Genomic DNA, 24454 nt, shown 5'->3' on the forward strand with positions numbered 1-24454 from the left:
CCTAGATGTCGTGACCGGTCGCCTCGCCGGTCGCGCGCCGCCCGTTGTCGGTGGTTGCCCCTAGCGTTGGTCCATGGCACCGACGCCGGCTCCGACCACCCCGATCAGGGGTGTGTGGTCCGTGCCCACGGGCAGTGCCGCGGGCGGCTGGACCTGTGCTGGTCCGGCTCCCGGCGTCCCGATCCGACAGGCGACCGCTGCTGGTGCCGGCACCGCGCCCGACGACCCGCTCACCTGGGCCGAGCGCCGCGACGTCCTCGACGCCGCGGTGCGGGCCCTGCGCGGTCTGAGCAGCGCGATCCACCAGGCCAACGGACCCGAGCTCATGGAGGTCATGGGCGTCCTGGACGAGCTGACCACCCTGGCCGCCGCTGGGCGCTACGTCGTCACCGCGCAAGCCCACGAGCGTGGTGAGGTCGCCCAGTCAGACGCCCCGTCCCTGCCCGCCTGGGTCAGGGAGCACGCGCCGAGCACCCGCCAAGGTGGGTGCGGCACCATCGCCCAGGCCGTGCTCGACCTGTCCCGACCCGCCAACACCCTGCTGCGCGACGCCGTCGAGGACGGCACCCTGACGCTGCCCGTCGCGCGCACCGTCATCACCGAGATCTCCCGGATCGAGTCCCGCCTGGTCGACGGAGCCCGCGACAGCGTCCTGACCGCGATGATCGAGATGGGCCACCTGCACGGCTCCCCCGGGGTGCGATCCGTGTGCCCCGAGCTCCTCGCCCGCCACGGGATCCCCGGCGAGCTCGACACCGAGCACGACCGGCTCCGCCGCGCCCGGGCCCTGTCCCGGCCCGTCGTCGACGACGGGCTGCACGAGTACCGCCTCGTCCTCGACCCCGAGGGCGCCGCCGTCCTCGAGGCCGCCATCGAGGCCCTGTCCGCACCAGCCCCGACCCAGGACGAGGACACCGGCATCCGCGAGCCCGACCTGCGCACCAGCGACCAGCGCCGCGCCGACGCTCTCCTCGACCTCGTCCGCACCGCGGTGGCAGGCATGGACACCAGGGCCGGCCGCGGCGCCAAGGCCACACTGCTGCTGACGATGACCTTCGAGGACCTCCGTGCACGCACGGGTGCGGCCCGGACGTTGGGCGGCCTGGACACCGGCACCCTCCTCGCGCCCGACACCATCCGCCGCCTGGCCTGTGACGCCGAGGTCATCCCCGTCGTCCTGGGCAGCCGCAGCCAGGTCCTCGACCAAGGCACCGCCGTCCGCCTCTTCACCCCCGCCATGACCCGCCAGCTGTGGCTGCGCGACGGCGGCTGCACCTACCCCGGATGCACCGCCCCCGCCCGGTGGACCGACGCCCACCACCTCATCCACTGGGCCGACGGCGGACCCACCGACCTCAGCAACGCCGCCCTGCTCTGCGCCCGCCACCACACGATCGTCCACACCCGCCGCCTCCACGGACACCTCGACACCGACCCACCCGACAACGGGCCACCACACGTGATCTGGGACCTCACCCCCGGCTCCTACGACCAGGCGCTGACGATCCTGCCCCGCGCCGGCTGAGGACAACCCCGCGCCGGGTGAGGTGCGCGCCCGGGTCTCGTGGGATCCCGGTGGATGTCGTGGGATCCCGGAGGAGGGGCGAGCGGGCCGAGTGCGCTCAGCCGCGGGGCATCGCGCCGAGACGGGCCAAGAGCAGCGCCTCCGCCGCGCAGGTGCGCTCGAACTCGCCGAGGTGCAGGGACTCGTTCGCGCCGTGGGCGCGGGTGTCGGGGTCCTCGACGCCGGTGACGAGGATCGCCGCGTCGGGGAAGCGCTCGGCGAAGGCCTGGACGAAGGGGATGGACCCGCCGATGCCGACGTCGACCGGGTCGGTGCCCCACGCGTCGGCGAAGGCGGCGCGGGCCTGGTCGTAGACCGGCCCCTGCGCGTCGGCGGCGAAGCCCCAGCCCTGCTCGTCGAGCTCGACCTCGACGGTGGCGCCCCACGGGGCGTAGTCGGCGAGGTGGCGCTGCAGCGCGGCCCACGCGTCCTGCGGGTCCTCCTGCGGGTGCAGGCGCAGGTTGATCTTCGCCCGCGCCGACGCGTTGAGCACGTTGCCCGCCTCGTCGACCGCGGGGGCGTCGATGCCGATGACGACGGCGGCCGGCTTGGTCCACAGCCGCGAGAGGATCGAGCCGGTGCCGATGAGCTCGGTGCCCGGCAGCAGGCCGGACTCCTCGCGCAGGCGCGCCTCGTCGTAGTCGAGCTCGGGGGCGTCGGTGGCCTTGAGGCCCTCGATCGCGACGTCGCCCTGGTCGTCGTGGAGGGTGGCGAGCAGCCGGGCGAGGGTGGTCAGGGCGTCGGGGCAGGCCCCGCCGAACATGCCGGAGTGCACGCCGTGGTCGAGCGTGCGCACGGTGACGACGGCGCGGATCGAGCCGCGCAGGGTCGTCGTGAGCGCCGGGGTGCCGATCGCCCAGTTGAGCGAGTCGGCCAGGACGATCGCGTCGGCCTCGAGCTTGTCGCCGTGCTCGGAGAGGATCCGCGGCAGCGACTCCGAGGCGATCTCCTCCTCGCCCTCGACGAAGATGCGCACGCTGCACGGCAGATCGCCGGCGTGCGCGCGCAGCGCGGCGACGTGGGCCATGACGCCGGCCTTGTCGTCCGCGGCGCCCCGGCCGTAGAGCCGCCCGTCGCGCTCGGTGGGCTCGAAGGGGTCGGTGTCCCAGTCCTCGAGGGCCCCGGGGGGCTGGACGTCGTGGTGCGCGTAGAGCAGGACGGTCGGCGAGCCCTCGGGGCCGGCGACGTGGCCGATGACGGCGGGGCGTCCCCCTTCGCTGACGATCTCGACGTCGAGGCCCTCCGCCCGCAGCAGCTCCGCGGTCGCCTCGGCGCTGCGCTGCACCTGGGCCTGGTCGAAGGAGTCGAGGCTGACGCTCGGGATGCGGGTGAGCGCCTCGAGGTCGGCGCGCACACCGGGCATGAGGTCACGCACGCGGTCGCGGATGGTCTGGATCTGGTCCTGGCTGAGCACGTCGGGCGAAGTCACGTGGGGGACGCTACCGCGAGGGCGTGCGCGCGCCCCCGCGGCGGGCCGCGCCGTCGGGGCGGCGGGGAGCGGGTGGTGCGTGCACCTAGACTTCACGTCGTGTTCGGACGCAAGAGCAAGAGCGAGCAGGAGCTCCAGGAGCAGGCCGCGCTGTCGGATCGCCCTCGGGGCGACGGGGCGAAGGGTCGACCGACCCCGAAGCGGCGTGACCAGGAGGCCGCCCGCCGGCGCCCGCTGGTGCAGAACGACCCCAAGGCCGCGAAGAGCGCCGACCGGGCCGCGCGCCGCGAGCAGAGCATGAAGATGCGCCAGGCGATGATGACCGGCGACGACCGCAACCTGCCCCCGCGCGACAAGGGCCCGGTGCGCCGCTACGTGCGCGACGCCGTCGACCGCCGCTTCAACCTCGGCGAGATGCTTCTGCTCCTCATGCTCGCCGTGCTCGTCATGTCGGTCATCGCGCCGAGCATCGCCACGCTCTTCTTCCTCGGCGTCTACGTCCTCTTCGCCCTCGCCGTCCTCGACGCGGTCCTGCTGTGGCGCCGCACGAAGAAGGGCATCCTCGCGAAGTTCGGCGAGGACACCGATCTCAAGGGCCTGCCGATGTACGCGGGGATGCGCAGCTTCCAGATGCGCCGGACCCGGATGCCCAAGCCCCAGGTCGAGCGCGGCGCGCCGCTGTCCTGACCTCTCGCCCGCACCACGAAGGGGTGCCCCGGACCGAGCGGTCCGGGGCACCCCTTCGTCATGAGCGGTGCGGGGTGCGGTGCGGTCAGGCGGGGTCGAGCGGCATCGGGCCGTAGACCTCGGCGTCCTCGTGCAGCAGGGTCACCGCGGTGACGCCCTGCTCGGCGAGCTCGGACCACTCCCCCGCGAACCACGACTCGGCGTCGGCCTGCGTCGGGAAGTCGGTCGAGGACGAGGGCGCGCCCTCGCCGCCCTCGTAACGGAAGCGCCAGCGCTCGGTCATGACGCGCGCACCTGCACCTGGACGAAGGGGGGCTTGACGACCTCGGCGGGCAGGTCGCGGCCGCGGACGTCGACGACGACCTGGGAGCCGAGGCTCACCGAGCGGTCGAGGAGCGCGAGGGCGATCCCCTCCTTGCGCGTCGGGCTGAAGGTGCCCGAGGTGACCTCGCCGACGACGGTGCCCTCGGCGTCCTTCACCGCGCAGTGCGCGCGGGGGATGCCGCGGCCGGTGACGACGAGACCCTTGAGCACGCGCGACTCCTTCGCGACGCGCTGGGCGACGAGTGCCTCCTTCCCCCAGAAGCTCTCCTTCTCCCAGCCGACCGCCCACGCGGAGCCGGCCATGACGGGGGTGATGTCGAGGCTGAGGTCGTTGCCGTGCAGCGGGTAGCCCATCTCGGTGCGCAGGGTGTCGCGCGCCCCGAGACCGGCGGGCAGACCGCCGCGCTGCGTGACCTGCTCCATGAGGGCCGCCCACAGGGCCGGGGCCGCCGAGCTCGGGGCGACGAGCTCGTAGCCGCGCTCACCCGTGTAGCCCGTGCGGCACACGGTGATCGGCGTGCCCTGGAAGTCCGCCTCCTCGAAAGACATGTACTCGTGGTCGACGGGCAGCCCGAGCGCGGTGAGGACCTCGTCGCTCAGCGGGCCCTGGACGGCGAGCACGGCGTAGTCCTCGTGCTGGTCGGTGACGCTCACGCCCTCGGGCGCCTCGTCGCGCAGCATCTGCACGACGGTCGCGGTGTTGGCGGCGTTGGGGATGAGGAAGACGTCGTCCTCCGAGCGCAGGTAGGCGATGAGGTCGTCGACGACGCCCCCGGTCTCGGAGCAGCACAGCGTGTACTGCGCCTTGCCCGGCTCGATCCGGCCGAGGTCGTTGGTGAGGCAGCGGTTGACGAAGGCGGCGGCCCCCGGGCCGGTGACGCTCGCCTTGCCGAGGTGGCTGACGTCGAAGACGCCGACGCGCTCGCGCACCGCCGTGTGCTCGGCGACGACACCGCCGCCGGGGTACTCGATGGGCATCTGCCAGCCGCCGAAGTCGGCCATCTTCGCGCCGAGGTCGACATGGGCCTGGTGCAGCGGTGAGGTGCGCTGGGTCTGCGTCATGCGGCGAAGGCTACTCGTCTCAGGATCCGGGATAGCGTGGTGACGGATCGCACCCCACCGGAAGGACACCCGTGCCCCGTCTCGCCCTCGGCAACACCTCCCTGGCCGGCTACTCCGGCGACACCGTCGTCGTCGGCCTCCGCCCCGCGGAGAGCCCGAAGGGGGGCCGCCGCCGCAAGGACGCGGCGCCCGCCGCGCAGGTCGCCACCGGCGTCGAGCTCGACGCCGCGCTGGCCGACGAGATCGCCTCGCTCGTCGAGGTGCTCGCCCCGAAGACCGCGCTCGGCAGCACGACGCTCGCCGCCGCGCCCGCCGGTCTGCGCGCCCGCACCCTCCTGCTCGTCGGCCTCGGCGACGACGCGCCGACCACCGAGACCCTGCGTCGTGCCGCCGGCGCCGCCACCCGCGCCCTGCCCAAGGCCAGCTCCGTGCGCCTGCTGCTCCCCCATGACGGCCCCGCGCAGCTCGCGGCGATCGCCGAGGGTGCGCTCAGCGGCTCCTACTCCTTCACCGCGCACAAGTCCGCGGACGCCGAGGGCGGGCTCGAGACCGTCGAGATCGGCACGACCCTGGGCAAGGAGCACGCCCCCAAGGACGTCCTCGCCCGCGCCGAGGTCCTCGGCCGCGCCGTCGCCTGGGCGCGCGACCTCGTCAACACCGCGCCCAACCTGCTCTACCCCCAGTCCTTCGCCGACCGCGTCGCGGAGACCGTCAAGGCCAGCCCGGGCAAGATCAGCCTCACCGTCCTCGACGAGAAGGACCTGGCGAAGGGGGGCTTCGGCGGCATCGTCGGCGTCGGCCAGGGCTCCTCTCGCCCGCCGCGCATCGTGCAGATGACCTACACCCCGTCGCGCTCGCGCAAGGCCCCCCACGTCGGGCTCGTCGGCAAGGGCATCACCTTCGACACCGGCGGCGTCTGCATCAAGCCGGCCGCCTCGATGGCGACGATGAAGTCCGACATGGCCGGCGCCGCCGCCGTCGCGGCGACCGTCGTCGCCGCCGCCGAGCTCGAGGTCCCCGTCGCCGTCTCGGGCTACCTGTGCCTCGCCGAGAACATGCCGGGCGGCAACGCCCAGCGCCCCGGCGACGTCGTGACGATGCGCAACGGCATGACCGTCGAGATCCTCGACACCGACGCCGAGGGCCGCATGGTGCTCGCCGACGGCATGTCGCTGGCCGCCGAGCAGGGCGCGGAGGTCATCCTCGACATCGCGACCCTCACCGGCGCCTGCATGGTTGCCCTCGGCCCGGACATCTACGGCGTCATGAGCAACGACGAGTCCGTGCGCGACGCCGTCGGCGTCGCGTCGGCCGCGACCGACGAGCCGTCGTGGCCGCTGCCGCTCCCGCGCGACCTGCGCCCGGGCCTGGACTCCTTCGTCGCCGACATCGCGCACAAGGCCGACCGGATGGGCGGCGCCCTCACGGCGGGCATCTTCCTCGAGGAGTTCGCCCGCACGAAGGACGGCGAGACCATCCCGTGGGCGCACCTCGACATCGCCGGCCCGTCCTTCCGCGACGGCGGTGCGCGAGACCACCTGCCCAAGGGCGGGACCGGTGTCGGCGTCGCGACGATGCTGCGCTACCTCGAGGACCTCGCCTGACCCGGCACCGCCGAGCACGACGCCCCGCACCCGGCTCCGGGTGCGGGGCGTCGTGCGTCCCGGCCGTGGTCGGGCTCCGTGCGTCCCGGCCGTGGTCGGGCGCTCTCGGCGCAGCCTCTACGCTGTGCCCCGTCCGTCACCCCGGGCACCACTGATGCAAAGGAGCACACCGTGGCAGACCCCACGACCCCCTTCGACCTCGTGATCCTCGGAGCCGGCAGCGGCGGGTACGCCTGCGCGCTGCGCGCGCGCCAGCTCGGGCTCACCGTCGCCCTCGTCGAGGAGGCCGAGGTGGGCGGGACCTGCCTGCACCGCGGGTGCATCCCGACCAAGGCGATGCTCCACGCCGCGGAGGTCGCCGAGGCCTCGCGCCACGGGGCGGGGATGGGGCTGCGGACCTCCTTCGAGGGGGTCGACGTGCCGGCTCTGCACGCGTACAAGGACAAGGTCGTCGGGCAGCTGCACAAGGGTCTCGTCGGTCTCGTCACCCAGTCGGGCACCGAGGTCGTGCCCGGGCGGGGCCGGCTCGTCGACGCGACGACCGTCGAGGTCGAGGGCCGCCGGGTCACCGGTCGCACCGTCGTCCTCGCGACGGGCAGCCAGGCCCGCACCCTGCCGGGCGTCGAGCTCGGCCCGCGGGTCATGACGAGCGACGGCGTCCTGCGCATCGAGGAGATCCCCGAGCGCGTCGCCGTGCTCGGCGGCGGCGTCATCGGGTCCGAGCTCGCGTCGGTCTTCGCCGGCCTCGGGTCGCGCGTCACGATCGTCGAGGCGCTCGACCGTCTCGTCGCGGGCGAGGAGCCCGCGATCAGCAAGGTGCTCGAGCGCAGCTTCAAGAAGCGCGGCATCACCACCCGCACCGGCGCCCGCGTCGCCTCGGTCGAGGCCGGCGCGGACACCGTCGTCGTGCGTCTCGAGGAGGGCGACCCGCTCGAGGTCGAGCTCGTCGTCGTCGCCGTCGGCCGCGGTCCGCGCACCCAGGACCTCGGGCTCGAGGAGGTCGGCGTGCGCACTGAGCGCGGCTTCGTGCCGACCGACGAGCGGCTGCGCACCGACGTCGACGGGGTGCGCGCCGTCGGCGACCTCGTCCCCGGCCTGCAGCTGGCCCACCGCGGCTTCGCGCACGGGATCTTCGTCGCCGAGGACGTCGCGGGGCTGGAGCCCGCGCCCGTGGTCGACGTGCAGATCCCGCGCGTCACGTACTGCGACCCCGAGATCGCCTCGGTCGGCCTCACCTCGGCGCAGGCGAAGGCCGCCGGTCACGAGGTGGCCAGCTCGACCTACCCGCTCGGCGGCAACGGCCGCAGCATCATCCGCGGCACGAGCGGGTCGATCACCGTCGTGCGCGAGGTCGACGGCCCGGTGCTCGGCGTCCACATGATCGGCGCCGGCGTCAGCGAGCTCGTCGGCGAGGCCCAGCTCATGGTCGGCTGGGAGGCCCACCCCGAGGAGGTCGCCTCGCTCGTGCACGCCCACCCGACGCAGGGCGAGGCCCTCGGCGAGGCGGCGATGCTCGCCGCCGGGCGACCCCTCCACGCCCACGCCTGATCGCCCTGACAAGATGGGCAGCCAGCACGTGACCTGGCTCTCCATCGAGCCTGTCCGCGTGAGAGTGTGAGACCCAACGACCGCGACCAGCGTGATGTCGACGAAGGAGAAACAACGCCATGTCAGAGCGCGTGACCATGCCGGCCCTCGGGGAGTCCGTCACCGAGGGCACCGTGACTCGATGGCTCAAGAGCGTCGGCGACAGCGTCGAGGTGGACGAGCCGCTCCTCGAGGTCTCGACCGACAAGGTCGACACCGAGATCCCCTCGCCCGTCGCGGGCACCCTGCAGGAGATCCTCGTCGAGGAGGACGAGACCGTCGAGGTCGGCGCGGACCTCGCCGTCATCGGTGACGGCGACGCCCCCGCGAGCTCCGGCTCCGACGAGGGCGGCGCCGACGACAGCGCCGACGAGCAGGCCGAGTCCCCCGCCGCGAGCGAGGACGCCGCCGACACGCAGGAGCAGCAGGCCGAGGCGGAGGAGGAGGCCACCGCGCCGAGCACCGCCGAGGACGAGCCCGCCAAGAAGCCCCAGGCCGAGACCGCGAGCACCGACGAGGGCCAGAAGGTCCAGATGCCGGCGCTCGGCGAGTCCGTCACCGAGGGCACCGTCACCCGTTGGCTCAAGGCCGAGGGCGACGAGGTCGAGGTCGACGAGCCGCTCCTCGAGGTCTCCACCGACAAGGTCGACACCGAGATCCCCTCGCCCGTCGCGGGCACGCTCACCTCGATCCTCGTCCAGGAGGACGAGACGGTCGAGGTCGGCGCCGACCTCGCGGTCATCGGCGGGTCCGGCGGCGGCTCCGCCTCCGCGGAGGAGCCCCAGCAGGAGGCCCCGAAGGAAGAGGCCCCGAAGCAGGAGGCCCCGAAGGAGCAGCCGGCGCAGGAGACGCAGGAGAGCGCCTCCTCCGAGGACACCGACGACAGCGCCCAGAAGGACGAGTCCCTCCCCGAGGACGGCGAGGGCGGCGACGTCGCCGACCAGCCGGCCGGTCAGTCCGCCCCCTCCACCGGTGGCGAGTCCGCGGCGACCCAGCAGGCCCCGGCCTCGGGCTCGAGCACCTCGGCTCCCGCCTCCGGCGACAGCGCCCCCCAGGACGCGTCGAAGTACGTCACCCCGCTCGTGCGCAAGCTCGCGGCCGACAACGGCATCGACCTCGCCGACGTGCAGGGCTCGGGCGTCGGCGGCCGCATCCGCAAGGAGGACGTCCTCGAGGCGGCCCGTGCGAAGAACGCCCCCGCCGAGCAGCCGAGCGCTCCCGCGGCCCAGGCCCCGGCGGCGCAGGCCCCGGCGTCCTCGAGCACCCCGCCCCGCGGCATGGAGAGCAGCGTCTCGCCGAGCAAGCGCGGCACCCGCGAGAAGATGACCCGCCTGCGCAAGGTCATCGCCCAGCGGATGGTCGAGTCGCTCCAGGTCTCGGCCCAGCTGACGACGGTCGTCGAGGTCGACATGACCAAGATCGCCCGGGTCCGTGCCCGCACCAAGGCCGACTTCGAGCGCCGCGAGGGCACGAAGCTGTCCTTCCTGCCCTTCATCGCGCTCGCGACGGCCGAGGCGCTCAAGCAGCACCCGGTCGTCAACTCCAGCGTCGAGGGCGAGGAGATCGTCTACCACGGCTCGGAGAACCTCTCCATCGCGGTGGACACCGAGCGCGGTCTGCTCACCCCGGTCGTGAAGAACGCCGGCGACCTCAACGTCGCCGGTCTGGCGCGCGCCATCGCCGACGTCGCCGAGCGCACCCGCGCCAACAAGATCACCCCGGACGACCTGTCCGGCGGCACCTTCACGATCACCAACACCGGCAGCCGGGGTGCGCTCTTCGACACCCCGATCCTCAACCAGCCGCAGGTGGCCATGCTCGGCACCGGCGCGATCGTCAAGCGTCCGATCGTCGTCACCGACGCCGACGGCGGCGAGACGATCGCCGTGCGCTCGATGATGTACCTGGCCCTGTCGTACGACCACCGTGTCGTCGACGGCGCCGACGCCGCTCGTTTCCTCGGGACCGTCAAGGCGCGTCTCGAGGAGGGCAGCTTCGAGGCCTGAGCAGCATGCACGTCCGAGAGCGCGTCGTCGTCGCCGGGTCCTCCGGTCTGATCGGCAGCGCGCTCTCGGCGTCTCTGCGCGAGCGCGGCACCGAGGTCGTCCGTCTCGTGCGGCGCGAGCCGCAGTCCGCCGACGAGCGACGCTGGGACCCCTCGAGCGGTGAGCTCGACCCGGCCGTGCTCGAGGGCGCCGACGCGGTCGTCTGCCTCTCCGGCGCCGGGGTCGGCGACCAGCGGTGGACCCCGTCGTACAAGCAGCTCATCCTCACCTCGCGGGTCGAGACCACCCGCACCCTCGCCCGGGCCGCCGCCTCGGCCGGCGTGCCCCGGATGGTCGCCGGGTCTGCCATCGGCATCTACGGAGACCGCGCCGACGAGGTGCTCACCGAGGACTCCGCACCGGGCCACGGCTTCCTCACCGAGGTCGTCCGGGCCTGGGAGGAGGCCGCCGACCCCGCGCGTGACGGCGGCGTCCGGGTCGCCCACGCCCGCACCGGGCTCGTCGCCACCCGCGACGGCGGCGCGACCGGGCCGCTGCTGCGTCTGGGCCGTCTCGGTCTCGGCGGGCCGCTCGGCCGCGGCCGCCAGTGGTGGCCGCTCATCTCCCTCGACGACGAGGTCGCGGCGCTCGTGTGGCTCCTCGACTCCGACGTCGAGGGCCCGGTCAACCTCGCCCCGCCGCAGCCCTACCGTCAGCGTGACGTCGCGCGCGAGATCGGGCACCAGCTGCACCGTCCCGCCCTGCTCCCGGCCCCCTCGCCGGCCCTGCGGGTCGTCCTCGGCGAGTTCGCCGGCGAGATCCTCTCCTCCACCCGTGTACTGCCCACCCGGCTGTCCGACGGCGGCTTCGCGTGGGAGCACCCCGATCTGGAGACGCTGGTTCGCTGGATGCTCCGCGAGCAGGGCTGACCCCGCACTAGCCTCGGGCCCAGACACTTGTGGCGACCGTCGGTCGCCGTGGCCTGGGGGGAGACGATGGGCATGCCCGACCGTCCGCACGTCGTCGTCGGTCTCACGCAGCGCGGGCCCGACGACGGGTGGGACCTGAGCCGCCTGCACGCGCACCGGCCAGGCCTCGAGGTCGTCCGCCGCGGCGCGACGACGCTCCTCCTCGCCGGCGTCGAGCCGAGGACCGAGGGCGACACCCTCGTCGTCCCCCTGTCCCCGCAGCCCTGGCCGGGCGCAGGGGCGGAGGTGCCCCCCTTCGCGCAGGCCCGCCTCGATCAGGACGGCACCCTCACCGTGACGACGGACGTCCTCGGCTTCCGACAGGTCTACCTCGCGTCGACAGCGGGTGCAGCGGCCGTGTCCACCTCCGCGACGGCACTGGCCCACCTCACCCGAGCACCCGTCGACTCCCAGGCCCTGCAGACCCAGAGCCTGCTCGGCTGGCAGGCGGGAGAGGCCACGCCGTGGGAGGGCATCTCCACCCCGCCCCACGGGCACGGGGTGCGCCTGCGGGAGGGACGCAGCGAGCTCGTCCCCCTGGGCGCCCCAACCGCACCTCCCCCGACGGACGACCCGCGTGAGGCTGCCGTCCGGGTCGCCGACATCATCCGCGAGCAGGTCGACGCCTTCTTGACCGCCGAGCCGAGTGCTGCCCTCCAGCTCACCGGCGGCCACGACTCGCGCATCCTGCTCGCGGCGGTGCCACCGTCGCGCCGGCCCGAGGTGACCGCGCTGACGATCGCCGTGCCGGGCTCTCAGGACGCACCGATGGCTGCCTCGCTGGCCGCCGCCCACGGGATGCGGCACGTGGTCCTCGAGCCGCAGCCGCCCGGGCCCGACGTCATGCCCGAGGTGATGTCGGCAGCGCACCGGCTCGACGCGATGGCCGACCCCGTCTCCGTGGCCTCCCTGCACGCCACCGAGGGCGAGTGGGCCTCGCGCCCGAGGCTCGTCGGCCTGGGCGGGGAGACGATGCGCGGCTTCTACTACGCCGAGCCGGTGCCGCGCCCCGGCCCCCGCACCGTCGCGCGCCTCGCGCGGTGGCGCCTCTTCCCCAACGAGTCGGTCGCCCCCGAGGTGCTCGGCCCCCGTCTGGACGGCCGTGAGGAGAGCACGATCGCCCGGCTAACGCCGCTCGTGCTCGACGAGGACCCGGGGTGGCGTCAGGCCACGGACCTCTTCTACCTCCACCAGCGGATGCGCCGGTGGGCCGGTGTCCTCGGCTCGGCGACGCTCGACCGCCGGCTCGTCGTCAACCCGATGATGCACCCCGCTGTCGCCGAGCAGGCTCTCGCCCTGCCACCGCGCGAGCGGGCGTCCTCGACCTTCCTCACCCGGGTCCTCGTCGAGCTCGACCGCGACCTCGCCCTCGTGCCGCTCGACGGACGGCCGCCGCCGATCGTCAACCTGCGCACGGGCCCGGCGCGTCAGGTGCAGCGCTCCCGTCTGCTCGCCGGTCGGGTCGCCCGCAAGGCGCGCCAGCGCCTCGCCGGGCGCAGCGCGCCCTCGGCCGTCAGCCGGACCTGGGCAGCGGCCGTCCACGAGGCATGGCGCGCAGACCCGTCGGGCCTGCACCGGCTTGCCGACGAGGACCTCCTCGCCCGCGGCTGGGTGACCGGCTTCGCGCACGGCGGTGCCAGTCTCGACGACGCCGGCACGGCCTTCGTCGTCAACCTCCTCCACGCGACGTCGACCCGCTGACGACCACCCGCTGATGACCACTCGGGTCAGGGCTGGCGCAGGTCGACCACCCGCCATCGCCCGTCGCGGTAGGTCAGGTGCACGTCGGTGATGACGGCCGGCTGCGCCGGGCGTCGTCGCGCCGCCGGTCCGCTCACGGAGTACGCCGAGGTGGCGATGCTCGCGCGGAGCACGACGTCGGTGCTGCTCGAGCTGCGCACGAGCGACACGCCGCTCACGCGGTGGGCCAGCCCCGTGTAGCGGTGCCCGCCCTCGGCGAGCCGGCGCAGCACGACGCGGTCGGCCCGCTCGGCCGGCGACCCAGGCACGACGAGACGGGCGAGCAGGTCGGTGTCCTGCTCGGTGAGCACCCGGGCGCGCAGCCTCGCCAGCTCCGTCATGAGCTCGGCCGGTCGCTCCCGCGCAGCGCGGGGGTCGAGCGCGGCCTCGCCCTCTGCTGGCTCCCCCGCCGCGGCACCGCCTCCGGAGCCCGACGTGCTCGACGTCGACGCCCCCGGCGCCTGCTCGGCCTGGGCGAGCCGCTCCCACGGCACGAGCACCGAGAGCACGACGGCGAGCGCGAGAGCCGCTCCGGGCAGCACCCACGAGCGCACCGCCGAGCGGTCCACCGCACCGGCGTGCGCACCCCCGCCCCGCTCCCGCGCGGCGTGACGCCGACCGGCCGGAGCGGGCCGCCGACCCGTCCGTGACGTCGACGCCGGCGCCGGCTCGTCGCGGCTCAGGTCGATCTCGTCGTCGCGCCGCCAGGGCCGCCACCAGCGCCGCGGCTCCTCGAGGGTGAGGTCGCGCTCCCACACGGGCAGGTCGTCGGGGTGGATGTCGGCCACCGCCGCCTCGCGGATGCGCCGGGTGAGCGAGCTGTCGACGTCGCAGGGCACGACGAGGACGAGCGGCTCCGCGTCCGCAGCGGCGAAGACCCGAGCGGCGACGTCGTCGACGTCGGGCCGGGCGGCGGGGTCCGGCTCGAGGCACTCCTCGACGACGGCCCGCAGCTCCGGCGGCGCCTGCGGCGCCACCTCGGCGAGGACCGGCCGGGTCGCCCGGTGGCCCGGAGCCGCGCCGGTCAGGCAGGCCCAGGCGATCGCGCCGAGCCCGAAGACGTCGCTCGCCTCCGAGGGCTGCCGGCCGAGGGTCACCTCGGGCGCGACGTACCCCTCGGTGCCCCACAGGTCGGCCTCACCGGGGTCGACCCCGACGAGCCGCGACCAGCCGAGGTCAGACCACACCGGGCGCCCGGTCGAGTCGAGCAGGACGTTGCCGGGGCTGACGTCGCCGTGCACGACGCCGCGCCGGTGCAGCTGCCCCAGCGCGGTGGCGAGCGGCACGAGCACGGTCACGCACTCCCCCGCGCTGAGGAAGCCGCGAGCGCCGACCACGTCTCGAAGGCTGCCGCCCGCCATCCAGTCGAGGACGAGGACGGGGCGGGGTCCCCCTTCGCCCTGCGTCGTCGCCCACCCGTGGACGCCGACGCAGTGCTCCAGGGCGCTCTGCGCGAGCAGCTCGTGCTCGCGCAGGGCGCGCTCGTCGGCGTTCGCGTCGAGCACCTTGAGCGCGACGAGGGAGTCGTCGCTCTCGCGCCGGGCGCGGTAGACGGTCGAGGTGCCGCCCCGCGCCACCCGCCGGGTGACCCGGTAGCCGGGCACGTGCGGCAGGTCGGCGGTGGGGTCGAGCGTGCTCACGGGGTGCGGCGACTCGTCCATGCCTCCAGGCTGCCCGAGGGGGCCGACCTCGCCGCGGAGTCATCCACAGGCCTGGTAGGACAGGAGCATGACCGCTGCCGAGCCGACGATCCTCGCCACCTCCGGCGGCTACGCCCGTCCCGAGCGCGGTGACCTCGCCCTCGGCCCGCTCGTCCACCACGCCATCGGGCTCTCCCGCCCGCAGGGTCGCCCCCGGGTCGCGCACCTCGGCACGGCGAGCGGGGACCAGCGCTCCTTCAACGCCCAGCTCGGCGAGGCCGCCTCTCGCGCGGGTGTCGAGCTCACCCACGTCAACCTCTTCCCCATGCCGACGCTCGACGACGTCGAGGCCCACCTCCTCGCGCAGGACGTCGTGTGGGTCGGCGGCGGGTCGGTCGCCAACCTCCTCGCGGTGTGGCGGGTCCACGGGCTCGAGCAGACCTTCCGCCGGGTGTGGGAGGCGGGCGTCGTCCTCGCCGGGGTGAGCGCGGGCTCGATCTGCTGGTTCCGCGGCGGGACGACCGACTCCTTCGGCCCCGAGCTGCGGGCCGTGCGCGACGGTCTCGGGCTGCTCCCCTTCGACAACGGCGTGCACCACGACTCCGAGGCACGCCGGCGCCCCACGATCCACCGTCTCGTCGCCGACGGCACCTTCGGCGAGACGCACTGCACCGACGACGGCGCCGGCCTGCACTACGAGGGCACCGAGCTCGTCGGGTGCGTCACGGAGCGGCCCGGGGCGCGCTGCTACCGCGTGACGAAGGGGGACGACGGCGCGGCCGTCGAGGTCGCGCTGCCGACCGTCGAGCTTGCCCGGTAGACGGCGGCAGATGACCGCCCGGTAGCGGCGTAGGCTCCGAGACATGCGCTTCGAGCACCTCGGCTTTTCCCCTGATCTCGTCGACTACATGGACGCCTGGGAGCGTCAGAAGCAGGTGCACGCGCAGGTCGTCGCCGGCGAGCGCGAGGACACCGTGCTCCTGCTCGAGCACGCCGCGGTCTACACCGCCGGCAAGCGGACCGTCTCGCACGAGCGTCCCTTCGACGGGACCCCGGTCATCGACGTCGACCGCGGCGGCAAGATCACCTGGCACGGGCCGGGCCAGGTCGTCGGCTACCCGATCGTCCACCTGCCCGACCCCGTCGACGTCGTCGCCTACGTGCGCCGGCTCGAGGAGATGATGATCCGCGTCGCGCGTGACGTGGGCGTCGAGACGACCCGCGTCGAGGGTCGCTCGGGCATCTGGGTGCTCGCCGACGAGCGCGGCCGTGACCGCAAGGTCGGGCAGATCGGCATCCGCGTGAGCCGCGACGTCGCGATGCACGGCTTCGCGCTCAACTGCGACTGCGACCTGTCCTGGGCGCAGTCGATCGTGCCGTGCGGCATCCCCGACGCCGACGTCTCCACGCTCTCCCGCGAGGCCGGCCGCGAGATCACCGTCGCCGAGGTGCTGCCGCTCGTCGAGCGCCACCTCGCCGAGGTCCTCGACTGGTCGAGTCAGATCAGCACCGCGCCGGACGCCACCGCGTCGGCCCCCACCGCCACCGCCTCCGCGACGGGCGCCGCGTGAGCCGGCCCGTCACCGGCACCTACCGACTCCAGCTGCACGCGGGCTTCACCTTCGCCGACGCGGCGACCCAGGTGCCGATGCTCGCGACGCTCGGCGTCAGCCACCTCTACCTCTCGCCGATCCTCCAGGCCTCACCGGGCAGCGCCCACGGCTACGACGTCGTCGACCACACCCGGGTCAGCGCAGACCTCGGCGGCGTCGAGGGCTTCCGCGCTCTCGTCGCGACCGCCCACGAGCACGACCTCGGTGTCGTCGTCGACGTCGTCCCCAACCACATGGCGCTGCCCTCGCCGGAGCACCTCAACGCCCCGCTGTGGCAGGTCCTCACCGAGGGGCGCGACGCCCCGACCGCGCACTGGTTCGACATCGACTGGAAGGCCGGCGGCGGTCGTCTCGGCCTGCCCGTCCTCGGCGCCCCGCTCGAGGAGCTCGTCGCCGACGGCCAGATCACCCGCGACGTCCACGAGGGTCGCCCCGTCATCCGCTACGGCGACCACGTCCTGCCCCTCGTGCTCGGCAGCGAGGACACCGAGGACCTGCCCGAGCTGCTCTCGCGCCAGCACTACCGGCTCGAGCACTGGCGGCACAAGGACGAGTGGCTCAACTACCGCCGCTTCTTCGAGGTCGACCAGCTCATCGCCGTGCGCGTCGAGCTCGACGACGTCTTCGACGCGACGCACGCGCTGCTCCTCGAGCTCCACCACGAAGGGGCGATCGACGGCTTCCGCGTCGACCACCCGGACGGTCTGGCCGACCCCACGGGGTACCTCGACCAGCTGACCGCCGCGTGCCGCCCCGGCACCCCCATCTGGGTCGAGAAGATCCTCGAGGGCACCGAGCGCCTGCCCGACGACTGGCGCTGCGCCGGCACGACCGGCTACGACGCGCTGCGCGTCGTGCAGGCCGCGCTCACCGACCCCGCCTCGGCGCCGACGCTCGACGAGACGTGGGCCGCGACCGGCGGCACCGCCTCGCTCGACGACGCCGTCGAGACCGCGAAGCGGCACGTCGTCGACCGCTCGCTCGCCCCCGAGGTCGAGCGGCTCACCCGACGCGCCCGTGAGGCCCTGCCGGGTCTCGCGCCGGACCGGCTGCGCGCCGCCGTCGTCGAGATCCTCGTCGCCGGCGAGGTCTACCGCGCCTACGTGCGGCCCGACGAGCGCCCGGCGCCGGGCGACCGCGAGCGCATCGACGAGGCCTTCGAGCGGGCGCTCGCGTCCCGCCCCGACCTCGCGGCCGAGCTCGACTCCCTTCGCCCCCTCACCCTGCTCGCCGACGACGAGGCCGCGGCGACGGACTTCGGCGTGCGCCTGCAGCAGACGTGGGGCCCGGTGATGGCGAAGGGGATCGAGGACACGACCTTCTACCGCTGGCACCGTCTCGTCGCGCTCAACGAGGTGGGCAGCGACCCCGACGTCGTCGCGGACGCCTCTCCCGAGCTCATGCACGACTGGGCCCGGCACGCGCAGGCCCACTGGCCGCGCACGATGACGACGCTGTCGACCCACGACACGAAGCGCAGCGAGGACGTGCGAGCCCGCGTGCTCGCCGCCTCCGGGCGCCCGCAGCTGTGGCGCCGGCTCTCCGAGGTCGCGGCGAGCGCCGCCGACGAGGCCGGCGTCGACCGGCCCACCGCGCACCTCGTGTGGCAGACCCTCCTCGGGGCGCGCGGTCTCACCGACGAGCGCCTCGGCGAGTACCTCACGAAGGCGATGCGCGAGGGCAAGGAGCGCACCGCCTGGGTCGACGGCGACCCCGAGCACGAGGCGCGGGTCATCGACTTCGCGACCCGGGCCAACCGCGGCGGTCCGGTGCGCGAGGCGCTCGACGCGGCCGAGGACCAGCTCGGCGACGACGTGCGCGCCTACGTGCTCGCGGCCAAGCTCCTACAGCTCACCCTGCCGGGCATGCCCGACGTCTACCAGGGCTGCGCCGGTGTCGACCTCTCCCTCGTCGACCCCGACAACCGTCGCCCCGTCGACTTCGCCGGTCGCTTCGCCGACCTCGCGGACCTCGACGCCTCCGAGACCGACCCACAGGCGAGCCTGCACCTCGAGAAGCTGCACCTCACCGCGACCGCCCTGCGGCTGCGGCACGACCACCCCGAGCTCTTCGGCGGCGAGGCGACGTACGAGCCGGTCACGACGGGCTCCGAGCACGTCACCGGCTTCGTGCGCTCGGGCCGCGTCGCGGTCCTCGTGACCCGGGCGCCCGGGCGGCTCCAGCACGCCGGCGGGTGGGGCGACGAAGGGGTCGACCTCTCCCCCGGTCGGTGGACCGACGTGCTGAGCGGTGCGGTGCACGACGGCGGTGCGCTGCGCTGCGCCGACGTCTTCGCGCAGGCCCCCGTCGCGCTGCTGGTGCTCGAGGAGCCGGACGCGGACGTCGCCACCACCGGCACCGCGGCCGCCGCCGCGCAGGAGCAGACCCCGGCCGACCTCGGCCCCCACCGCGTGTGGGCGCCGGACGCCGAGCAGGTCGAGCTCGTGCGTGCAGGTGACGACGGTGAGACCCGCGAGCCGATGGTCCGCGAGGAGGGCGGCTGGTGGCGCAGCGATGCCGACCGGGTCGACGGCGAGCGCTACGGCTTCGCGCTCGACGGCGGCGAGACCTCGCCCGACCCGCGCTCGCTCGCGCAGCCGGACGGGCCGATGGGTCTGTCCCAGGTCGTCGACACCTCCGCCTTCACGTGGACCGACGAGCACTGGCAGGGGGTCCCCCTTCGCAGTGCCGTGATCTACGAGCTGCACGTCGGCACCTTCACGCCCGAGGGCACGCTCGACTCCGCGGTCGAGCGGCTCGACCACCTCGTCGACCTCGGCGTCACCGTCGTCGAGCTCATGCCGGTCGCGACCTACCCCGGGCACCACGGCTGGGGCTACGACGGCGTCGACATCTGGGCCGTGCACCCCGACCTCGGCGGGCCGCAGGCGCTGGCGCGCTTCGTCGACGCCGCGCACGCGCGCGGGCTCGCCGTCTGCCTCGACGTCGTGCACAACCACCTCGGGCCGAGCGGCAACACGCTCATCCGCTTCGGGCCGTACTTCACCGACACCCACATGACCCCGTGGGGGCCGGCGCTCAACCTCGACGGCCCCCGCGCCGACGAGGTCCGCCGCTACCTCGTCGACCACTCGCGCATGTGGCTGCGCGACTTCCACGTCGACGCGCTGCGGCTCGACGCCGTCCATGCGCTCGTCGACGAGAGCGCGGTGCACGTGCTCGAGCAGCTCGCCGAGGCCGTCGACGACCTCGCCGACGAGCTCGGCCGCGAGCTGCTGCTCGTCGCCGAGTCCGACCGCAACGACCCCGCGACGGTCGTGCCGCGGTCGGCCGGGGGCTTCGGCGGGCTCGGCCTGGCCGGGCAGTGGGCCGACGACGTGCATCACACGCTGCACGTCCTGCTCACCGGCGAGACCCAGGGCTACTACGAGGACTTCGCCGCGCCCGAGGCTCTCGACACCCTCGTCGCCACCCCCTTCTTCCACGCCGGGACGTACTCGAGCTTCCGCGGGCGCACGCACGGGCGTCCGGTCGACCCCGAGCGGACGCCGGGCTGGCGCTTCGTCGCCTCGCTGCAGACTCACGACCAGGTCGGCAACCGCGCGAAGGGGGATCGCCTCACCCACCTCGTGAGCACCGGTCGCCTCGCGTGCGGGGCCGCGCTGCTGCTCACCGGGCCGTGGACGCCGATGCTCTTCATGGGTGAGGAGTGGGGCGCCTCGACCCCGTGGCAGTACTTCACCGATCACACCGAGCCCGAGCTCGCCGAGGCCGTGTCGCGCGGTCGGGCGACGGAGTTCTCCGCGCACGGCTGGGGCGGTGACGTGCCCGACCCGCAGTCGCCGCAGACCTACCGCGACTCGCAGCTGCGCTGGGAGGAGACGACGCAGGAGCCGCACGCCCGGGTGCTGGAGTGGTACCGCACCCTCGTCGGCCTGCGCCGCGGCGTGCCGGACCTCTCCGACGCCGACCTCACGAGCGGATCGGTCGAGCGCGACGGCGACGTCGTGACGATGCACCGCGGCGCGTGCGACGTCGTCGTCAACCTCGGCACCGAGCCGGTGCGTCTCGAGGTCGGTGACGTCGAGCTGCTCGCGGCGTGGGAGGCGAGCCTCGAGGGCTCGACCCTCGTCGTCCCCGCCGACGCCTGCGCGGTCCTCCGCCGGTCCTGAGCGGCCTGGCTGGTCGAGGTGCGAGGGCCGCCAGGCCTGAGCCTCGAGACCACCCGCCCTCGCCGTGACGCGCTACCCCAGCGCCCGGACCGTCTCGATGGTGTCGGCCTGCTCGGCGGTCTTGTCCTCGCGGTATCGCAGCACCCGCGCGAAGCGCAGCGCGACCCCGCCCGGGTAGCGCCGCGAGGTCTGCACCCCGTCGACGGCGATCTCGACCACCTGCACCGGGTCGACGTGCACGACGTGGCCCTCACGCCCGGTCTCGAGCGCGAGGAAGCGCTCGGTCTGCCACGCGAGCGTCTCGTCGGCCATCCCCTTGAAGGTCTTGCCGACCATGACGAGCTCGCCGTCCTCCCCCTTCGCCCCGAGGTGGATGTTCGACAGCAGCCCACGACGACGGCCGCTGCCCCACTCGACCGCGAGGACGACGAGGTCGAGGGTGTGGCGGGGCTTGACCTTCGTCCACGCGCTGCCGCGCCGCCCGGCGGCGTACGGGGCGTCGAGGTCCTTGACGACGACGCCCTCGTGGCCGGACGCGACGGCCTCGTCGAAGAAGCGCCGCGCCTCGCCCTGGTCCGAGGTGAGCAGCCCCGGCACCCGTGACGACTCCGGCACGAGCTCGAGCAGCACCTCGCGCCGGGTCGCGTACGGCTCGTCGAGCAGGTCGCGGCCGTCGACGTGCAGGACGTCGAAGACGAAGGTCGTCAGCGGGGTCGCCTCGCGCAGCGCCTCGACGGAGCGGCTCGACGCGGTCCGCGCCCCGGTCTCCTGGAAGGGACGCGCCCGGCCGTCGGGGTGCAGCGCGATGGCCTCGCCGTCGAGGACGAGGGTGGTGGCGTCGAGCGCCTCGGCGACCTCGACGACCTCGGGGACGCGCTCGGTGATGTCGTCGAGGCTGCGCGTGTAGACCCGCACCCGGCCCGCGGGGTCCTTGTGCACCTGCACCCGGATGCCGTCGACCTTCGTGTCGAGCACGACCGGCGTGCCGGCGACGAGCTGGGGCACCTCCTCGATCTCCGCGGCCGAGCCGGCAAGCATCGGCTGGATCGCCCGACCGGGCTCGAGGCGGACCTCCTCCCCCGACGTCAGCGCGATCTCGACGGCGAGCGGCAGGTCGCCGGCGAGCATCGCCGCACGTCGCAGCGTCGGCTCGGGCACGTCGGCGGCGAGCGCACCCGCCGCGAGGAGCACCCCCTCGAGCGAGCCCTGCCGCACCTCGCCGAGGAGCAGCCGGCGCAGGTAGTCCTGCTCGTCCTCGCCCGCCCGGCCGAAGAGGTCGGCGAGGAGCTGGGTGCGCGTGGTGCGGCTCGTCGTGCCGGCGAGCGCGGAGAGGGTGTCGTCGACCTCGCCGACCGTGAGCGAGGGGGTGGCCGCGGGCGCGGGGAGGTCGGCCAGGCTGCGCCAGCCGACGCCGACCCGTCCCTGCGGGAGGGCACCGGCGAGCCAGGAGGCGACGGTGCGCACCTGGGCGGGCGGCGTCTCGCGCAGCACCTGCGCGACGAGCTCGGTCTTGGCCGTGCGCGACCGGGTGGCCCCCACGGCGCGGGAGACCTCGACGACACGGCTCAGCGGGATCGGCTCGCTCACGCGGCCACGCTATGCCGCACCACCGTCAGCCGCGCCCGATGTGCTCCCACGGCTTGTCGAGCGCGAAGCGTCGTCCGGTGACCTCGTCGGCGGAGATCTCGACGACCGTGTGCTTGTCGCTGCCGACCCACGGACGAAGGGGGATCGACTCGGCCCGGTAGGCCTCCTGGCCCTCGAGGACGCGGGCGGAGCCGCGCACGACGACCGACCAGGCCTCGTGCGCGCCGATCCCGTCGATCTCGAAGGCGACGTCGCTGTCCATGACGACACCGAGCAGCTTGTTGCCCTCGGCGGTGCGGAAGAGGATCGTCTCGCCGTCGACGGCGTAGTTCACCGGGGTGATGTGGACCTCTCCGGCGAGGTGGAAGGCGAGCCGGCCGAGCTCGTGACGGCGCAGCAGCCCCCAGCACTCCTGGCTGCTCAGCCTCGTGGTGACGTCGGTCATCTCAGGTGCCTCCTCGACTGGGTCCCTCCTAGTACTACGTACTGTAGTACTAGGAGGGAAGATCTGCGACCCCGTCGACGCTGTACCTGTCGGGCTGCTCCGCGACCGCGGGGCGAAGGGGTGTCCCCCACCGGGCGTACCCTGGTGACCTGGGCCACGAACCCCCTTCGCCGCCCACACCCGATCTACCCAGGAGGGTTTGCGTTGACCGTCGCACCCGAAGGCCGCCGCATGCTGCGCGTCGAGGCGCGCAACGCCGAGACGCCGATCGAGCGCAAGCCGAGCTGGATCCGCACGACGGCGAAGATGGGCCCCGAGTACACCGCGCTCAGCTCGATGGTGAAGTCCGAGGGCCTGCACACGGTCTGCCAGGAGGCGGGCTGCCCCAACATCTTCGAGTGCTGGGAGGACCGCGAGGCGACTTTCCTCATCGGCGGTGACGTGTGCACGCGACGATGCGACTTCTGCGACATCGCCACCGGTCGCCCGACGAGCCTCGACATGGACGAGCCGCGCCGCGTCGCCGAGTCCGTTCAGCAGATGGGTCTGCGCTACTCCACCGTCACCGGCGTCGCCCGCGACGACCAGCCCGACGGCGCCGCGCGCCTGTACGCCGAGACGATCCGCGCGATCAAGGCGCTCAACCCCGGCACCGGTGTCGAGATCCTCCCGCCCGACTTCGGCGCCAAGCCCGAGCTCGTCGGCCAGGTCTTCGACGCCCGGCCCGAGGTCTTCGCCCACAACCTCGAGACCGTGCCGCGCATCTTCAAGCGCATCCGCCCGGCCTTCACCTACGACAAGTCGCTCAAGGTGCTCTCCATGGCCCGCGAGGCCGAGCTCGTGACGAAGTCCAACCTCATCCTCGGGATGGGCGAGGAGGACCACGAGATCGAGCAGGCGATCCGCGACCTGCACGAGGCCGGCTGCGACATCCTCACGATCACCCAGTACCTGCGCCCCTCCCCGACCCACCACCCGATCGACCGGTGGGTCAAGCCCGAGGAGTTCGTCCACTGGAGCGAGCTCGCCGAGGAGATCGGCTTCAAGGGCGTCATGGCCGGGCCGCTCGTGCGCAGCAGCTACCGCGCCGGCCGTCTCTACGTCGGGGCCATGCGCCGCTGGGGTCGCGAGATCCCCGCCGAGCTCGCCCACCTCGCCGAGGACACCGGGTCCGCTCGCCAGGAGGCCTCGTCTCTCCTCGCGGCGGGCAAGACCGGCGCGGCCACCGCGTAGGATCGGGCGCACTATGGCACGACAGGACACCCCGGCAGCTCCGAGCGAGACCCGCAACCCCTTCAAGCGCATCGCGCAGGTGCACCGCACCGTGCGCACGATCGACCCGAAGATCACGCTGTGGATGCTCGGGGCCTTCGTGCTCGTCATCGCGGTCGGGCTGCTCATCGGCTTCGCCTTCGGCCACCCGTGGCTGACGATGATCGTCGCCTTACCGGCAGCGATGCTCGCGGCGATGATCGTCCTCGCCCGTCGTGGTGAGCGTGCCGCCTTCCGCCAGATGGAGGGCCAGAAGGGCGCCGCGCTCGGTGGCCTGTCCGCGCTGCGTCGTGGCTGGTACTACGACCAGGAGCCGGTCGCGGCCGACGCGGCCCGCGCCCAGGAGCTCGACAACGCGGCCATCGTCTTCCGGGCGCTCGGTCGTCCCGGCGTCGTCCTGCTCGCCGAGGGCCCGAAGGGGCGCGCGGCCAAGCTGCTGGAGAAGGAGCGCAAGAAGGTCGTGCGCGTCGCCCCCGGCGTGCCCGTGTACACGTACCACGTGGGCACCGGCGAGGGCGAGCTCCCCGTGCAGAAGATGCGCTGGACCCTCACCCGCCTCAAGCCGGCGCTGTCCAAGCAGGAGCTCATCGTCGTCAACAAGCGCCTGAAGTCGCTGCCCGGCATCCGCCAGGGCATCCCCGCCGGCGTCGACCCCACCTCCGCCCGGATGAACCGCAAGGCCCTCCGCGGCCGCTGACCGTCACCGCACGTCGACGAAGCCCCGAGACCGTTGGTCTTGGGGCTTCGTCTTTTGCTGGTCGAGGTGCGCGGCCTTCTACTGGTCGAGGTGCGACGGGCCCGCTAGGGCCCGAGC

The 24454-nt window shown here is 74.0% G+C and carries 18 protein-coding genes; 12 read left to right on the forward strand and 6 right to left on the reverse strand.

What is annotated here, in order from left to right; translation table 11 throughout:
• Positions 1-73: 73 nt before the first annotated feature.
• Complete coding sequence (locus LIV55_RS02375; RefSeq protein WP_229299059.1) at positions 74-1525, forward strand: HNH endonuclease signature motif containing protein; 1452 nt, start codon at positions 74-76, stop codon at positions 1523-1525.
• A gap of 97 nt (positions 1526-1622) precedes the next feature.
• Here LIV55_RS02375 and LIV55_RS02380 read toward each other — a convergent pair whose 3' ends face one another.
• A complete protein-coding gene (locus tag LIV55_RS02380) occupies positions 1623-2993 on the reverse strand; it encodes a dipeptidase (RefSeq protein ID WP_123093345.1) in 1371 nt (456 codons plus the stop codon).
• Positions 2994-3092: 99 nt separating this feature from the next.
• Between LIV55_RS02380 and LIV55_RS02385 the strand changes: the two genes are divergently transcribed.
• Positions 3093-3680, forward strand: coding sequence for a DUF3043 domain-containing protein (locus LIV55_RS02385; protein WP_068275200.1), 588 nt, complete (start codon positions 3093-3095; stop codon positions 3678-3680).
• 85 nt (positions 3681-3765) lie between these two features.
• On the opposite strand, the gene LIV55_RS02390 is transcribed toward LIV55_RS02385, so the two are convergent.
• Both LIV55_RS02390 and gcvT read right to left on the reverse strand, forming a co-directional pair.
• The gene (locus LIV55_RS02390; RefSeq protein WP_201467182.1) at positions 3766-3963 is read right to left on the reverse strand and encodes a hypothetical protein; all 198 of its coding nucleotides are present in this window, start codon (positions 3961-3963) and stop codon (positions 3766-3768) included.
• A complete protein-coding gene (gene gcvT / locus LIV55_RS02395) occupies positions 3960-5066 on the reverse strand; it encodes a glycine cleavage system aminomethyltransferase GcvT (RefSeq protein WP_123093347.1) in 1107 nt (368 codons plus the stop codon). Before gcvT ends, LIV55_RS02390 begins: the two co-directional genes overlap by 4 nt.
• A 71-nt stretch (positions 5067-5137) precedes the next feature.
• On the opposite strand from gcvT, the gene LIV55_RS02400 reads away from it, so the two are divergent.
• The 5 genes from LIV55_RS02400 to LIV55_RS02420 all read left to right on the forward strand — a co-directional run bounded on the left by LIV55_RS02400 (position 5138) and on the right by LIV55_RS02420 (position 12911).
• Positions 5138-6670 (forward strand): leucyl aminopeptidase, encoded by a 1533-nt coding sequence (locus tag LIV55_RS02400; RefSeq protein ID WP_191564160.1) that lies wholly within the window; start codon positions 5138-5140, stop codon positions 6668-6670.
• Between the two features lie 171 nt (positions 6671-6841).
• The gene (gene lpdA / locus LIV55_RS02405) at positions 6842-8218 is read left to right on the forward strand and encodes a dihydrolipoyl dehydrogenase (RefSeq protein ID WP_229299060.1); all 1377 of its coding nucleotides are present in this window, start codon (positions 6842-6844) and stop codon (positions 8216-8218) included.
• A gap of 119 nt (positions 8219-8337) precedes the next feature.
• Complete coding sequence (sucB, locus tag LIV55_RS02410; RefSeq protein ID WP_229299061.1) at positions 8338-10263, forward strand: 2-oxoglutarate dehydrogenase, E2 component, dihydrolipoamide succinyltransferase; 1926 nt, start codon at positions 8338-8340, stop codon at positions 10261-10263.
• A gap of 5 nt (positions 10264-10268) precedes the next feature.
• Complete coding sequence (locus LIV55_RS02415; RefSeq protein WP_229299062.1) at positions 10269-11171, forward strand: TIGR01777 family oxidoreductase; 903 nt, start codon at positions 10269-10271, stop codon at positions 11169-11171.
• A gap of 48 nt (positions 11172-11219) precedes the next feature.
• Positions 11220-12911: an asparagine synthase-related protein gene (locus tag LIV55_RS02420; protein WP_229299063.1), complete on the forward strand. Its 1692-nt coding sequence runs from the start codon at positions 11220-11222 to the stop codon at positions 12909-12911.
• A 26-nt stretch (positions 12912-12937) separates the two neighbouring features.
• Here LIV55_RS02420 and LIV55_RS02425 read toward each other — a convergent pair whose 3' ends face one another.
• Entirely contained in the window at positions 12938-14611 is a 1674-nt protein-coding gene (locus LIV55_RS02425) for a serine/threonine-protein kinase (RefSeq protein WP_229299064.1), read from the reverse strand.
• Between the two features lie 67 nt (positions 14612-14678).
• On the opposite strand from LIV55_RS02425, the gene LIV55_RS02430 reads away from it, so the two are divergent.
• The 3 genes from LIV55_RS02430 to treY are packed head-to-tail and all read left to right on the forward strand — an operon-like array spanning position 14679 to position 20336.
• Positions 14679-15410: a Type 1 glutamine amidotransferase-like domain-containing protein gene (locus LIV55_RS02430; protein ID WP_123093353.1), complete on the forward strand. Its 732-nt coding sequence runs from the start codon at positions 14679-14681 to the stop codon at positions 15408-15410.
• A gap of 43 nt (positions 15411-15453) precedes the next feature.
• Positions 15454-16161: a lipoyl(octanoyl) transferase LipB gene (gene lipB / locus LIV55_RS02435; RefSeq protein WP_123093354.1), complete on the forward strand. Its 708-nt coding sequence runs from the start codon at positions 15454-15456 to the stop codon at positions 16159-16161.
• On the forward strand, positions 16158-20336 hold the full coding sequence (gene treY / locus LIV55_RS17085; protein ID WP_308012864.1) for a malto-oligosyltrehalose synthase: 4179 nt from the start codon (positions 16158-16160) through the stop codon (positions 20334-20336). Before lipB ends, treY begins: the two co-directional genes overlap by 4 nt.
• A 72-nt stretch (positions 20337-20408) precedes the next feature.
• Here the strand turns inward: treY and LIV55_RS02450 are convergent, their stop codons facing one another.
• Positions 20409-21923 carry an ATP-dependent DNA ligase gene (locus LIV55_RS02450; protein WP_229299065.1) on the reverse strand — a complete coding sequence of 505 codons (1515 nt, stop codon included), beginning with the start codon at positions 21921-21923 and terminating at the stop codon, positions 20409-20411.
• A 25-nt stretch (positions 21924-21948) separates the two neighbouring features.
• Positions 21949-22368 carry a pyridoxamine 5'-phosphate oxidase family protein gene (locus LIV55_RS02455; protein ID WP_201467191.1) on the reverse strand — a complete coding sequence of 140 codons (420 nt, stop codon included), beginning with the start codon at positions 22366-22368 and terminating at the stop codon, positions 21949-21951.
• A gap of 204 nt (positions 22369-22572) precedes the next feature.
• Here LIV55_RS02455 and lipA point away from each other — a divergent pair, with 204 nt between their 5' ends.
• Entirely contained in the window at positions 22573-23601 is a 1029-nt protein-coding gene (lipA, locus tag LIV55_RS02460) for a lipoyl synthase (protein WP_083968789.1), read from the forward strand.
• Between the two features lie 13 nt (positions 23602-23614).
• Positions 23615-24337: a DUF4191 domain-containing protein gene (locus tag LIV55_RS02465; RefSeq protein WP_229299066.1), complete on the forward strand. Its 723-nt coding sequence runs from the start codon at positions 23615-23617 to the stop codon at positions 24335-24337.
• Positions 24338-24454 lie beyond the last annotated feature (117 nt).

This window comes from Janibacter melonis (assembly GCF_020567375.1).
GTDB classification, from domain to species: Bacteria; Actinomycetota; Actinomycetes; order Actinomycetales; family Dermatophilaceae; genus Marihabitans; species Marihabitans melonis.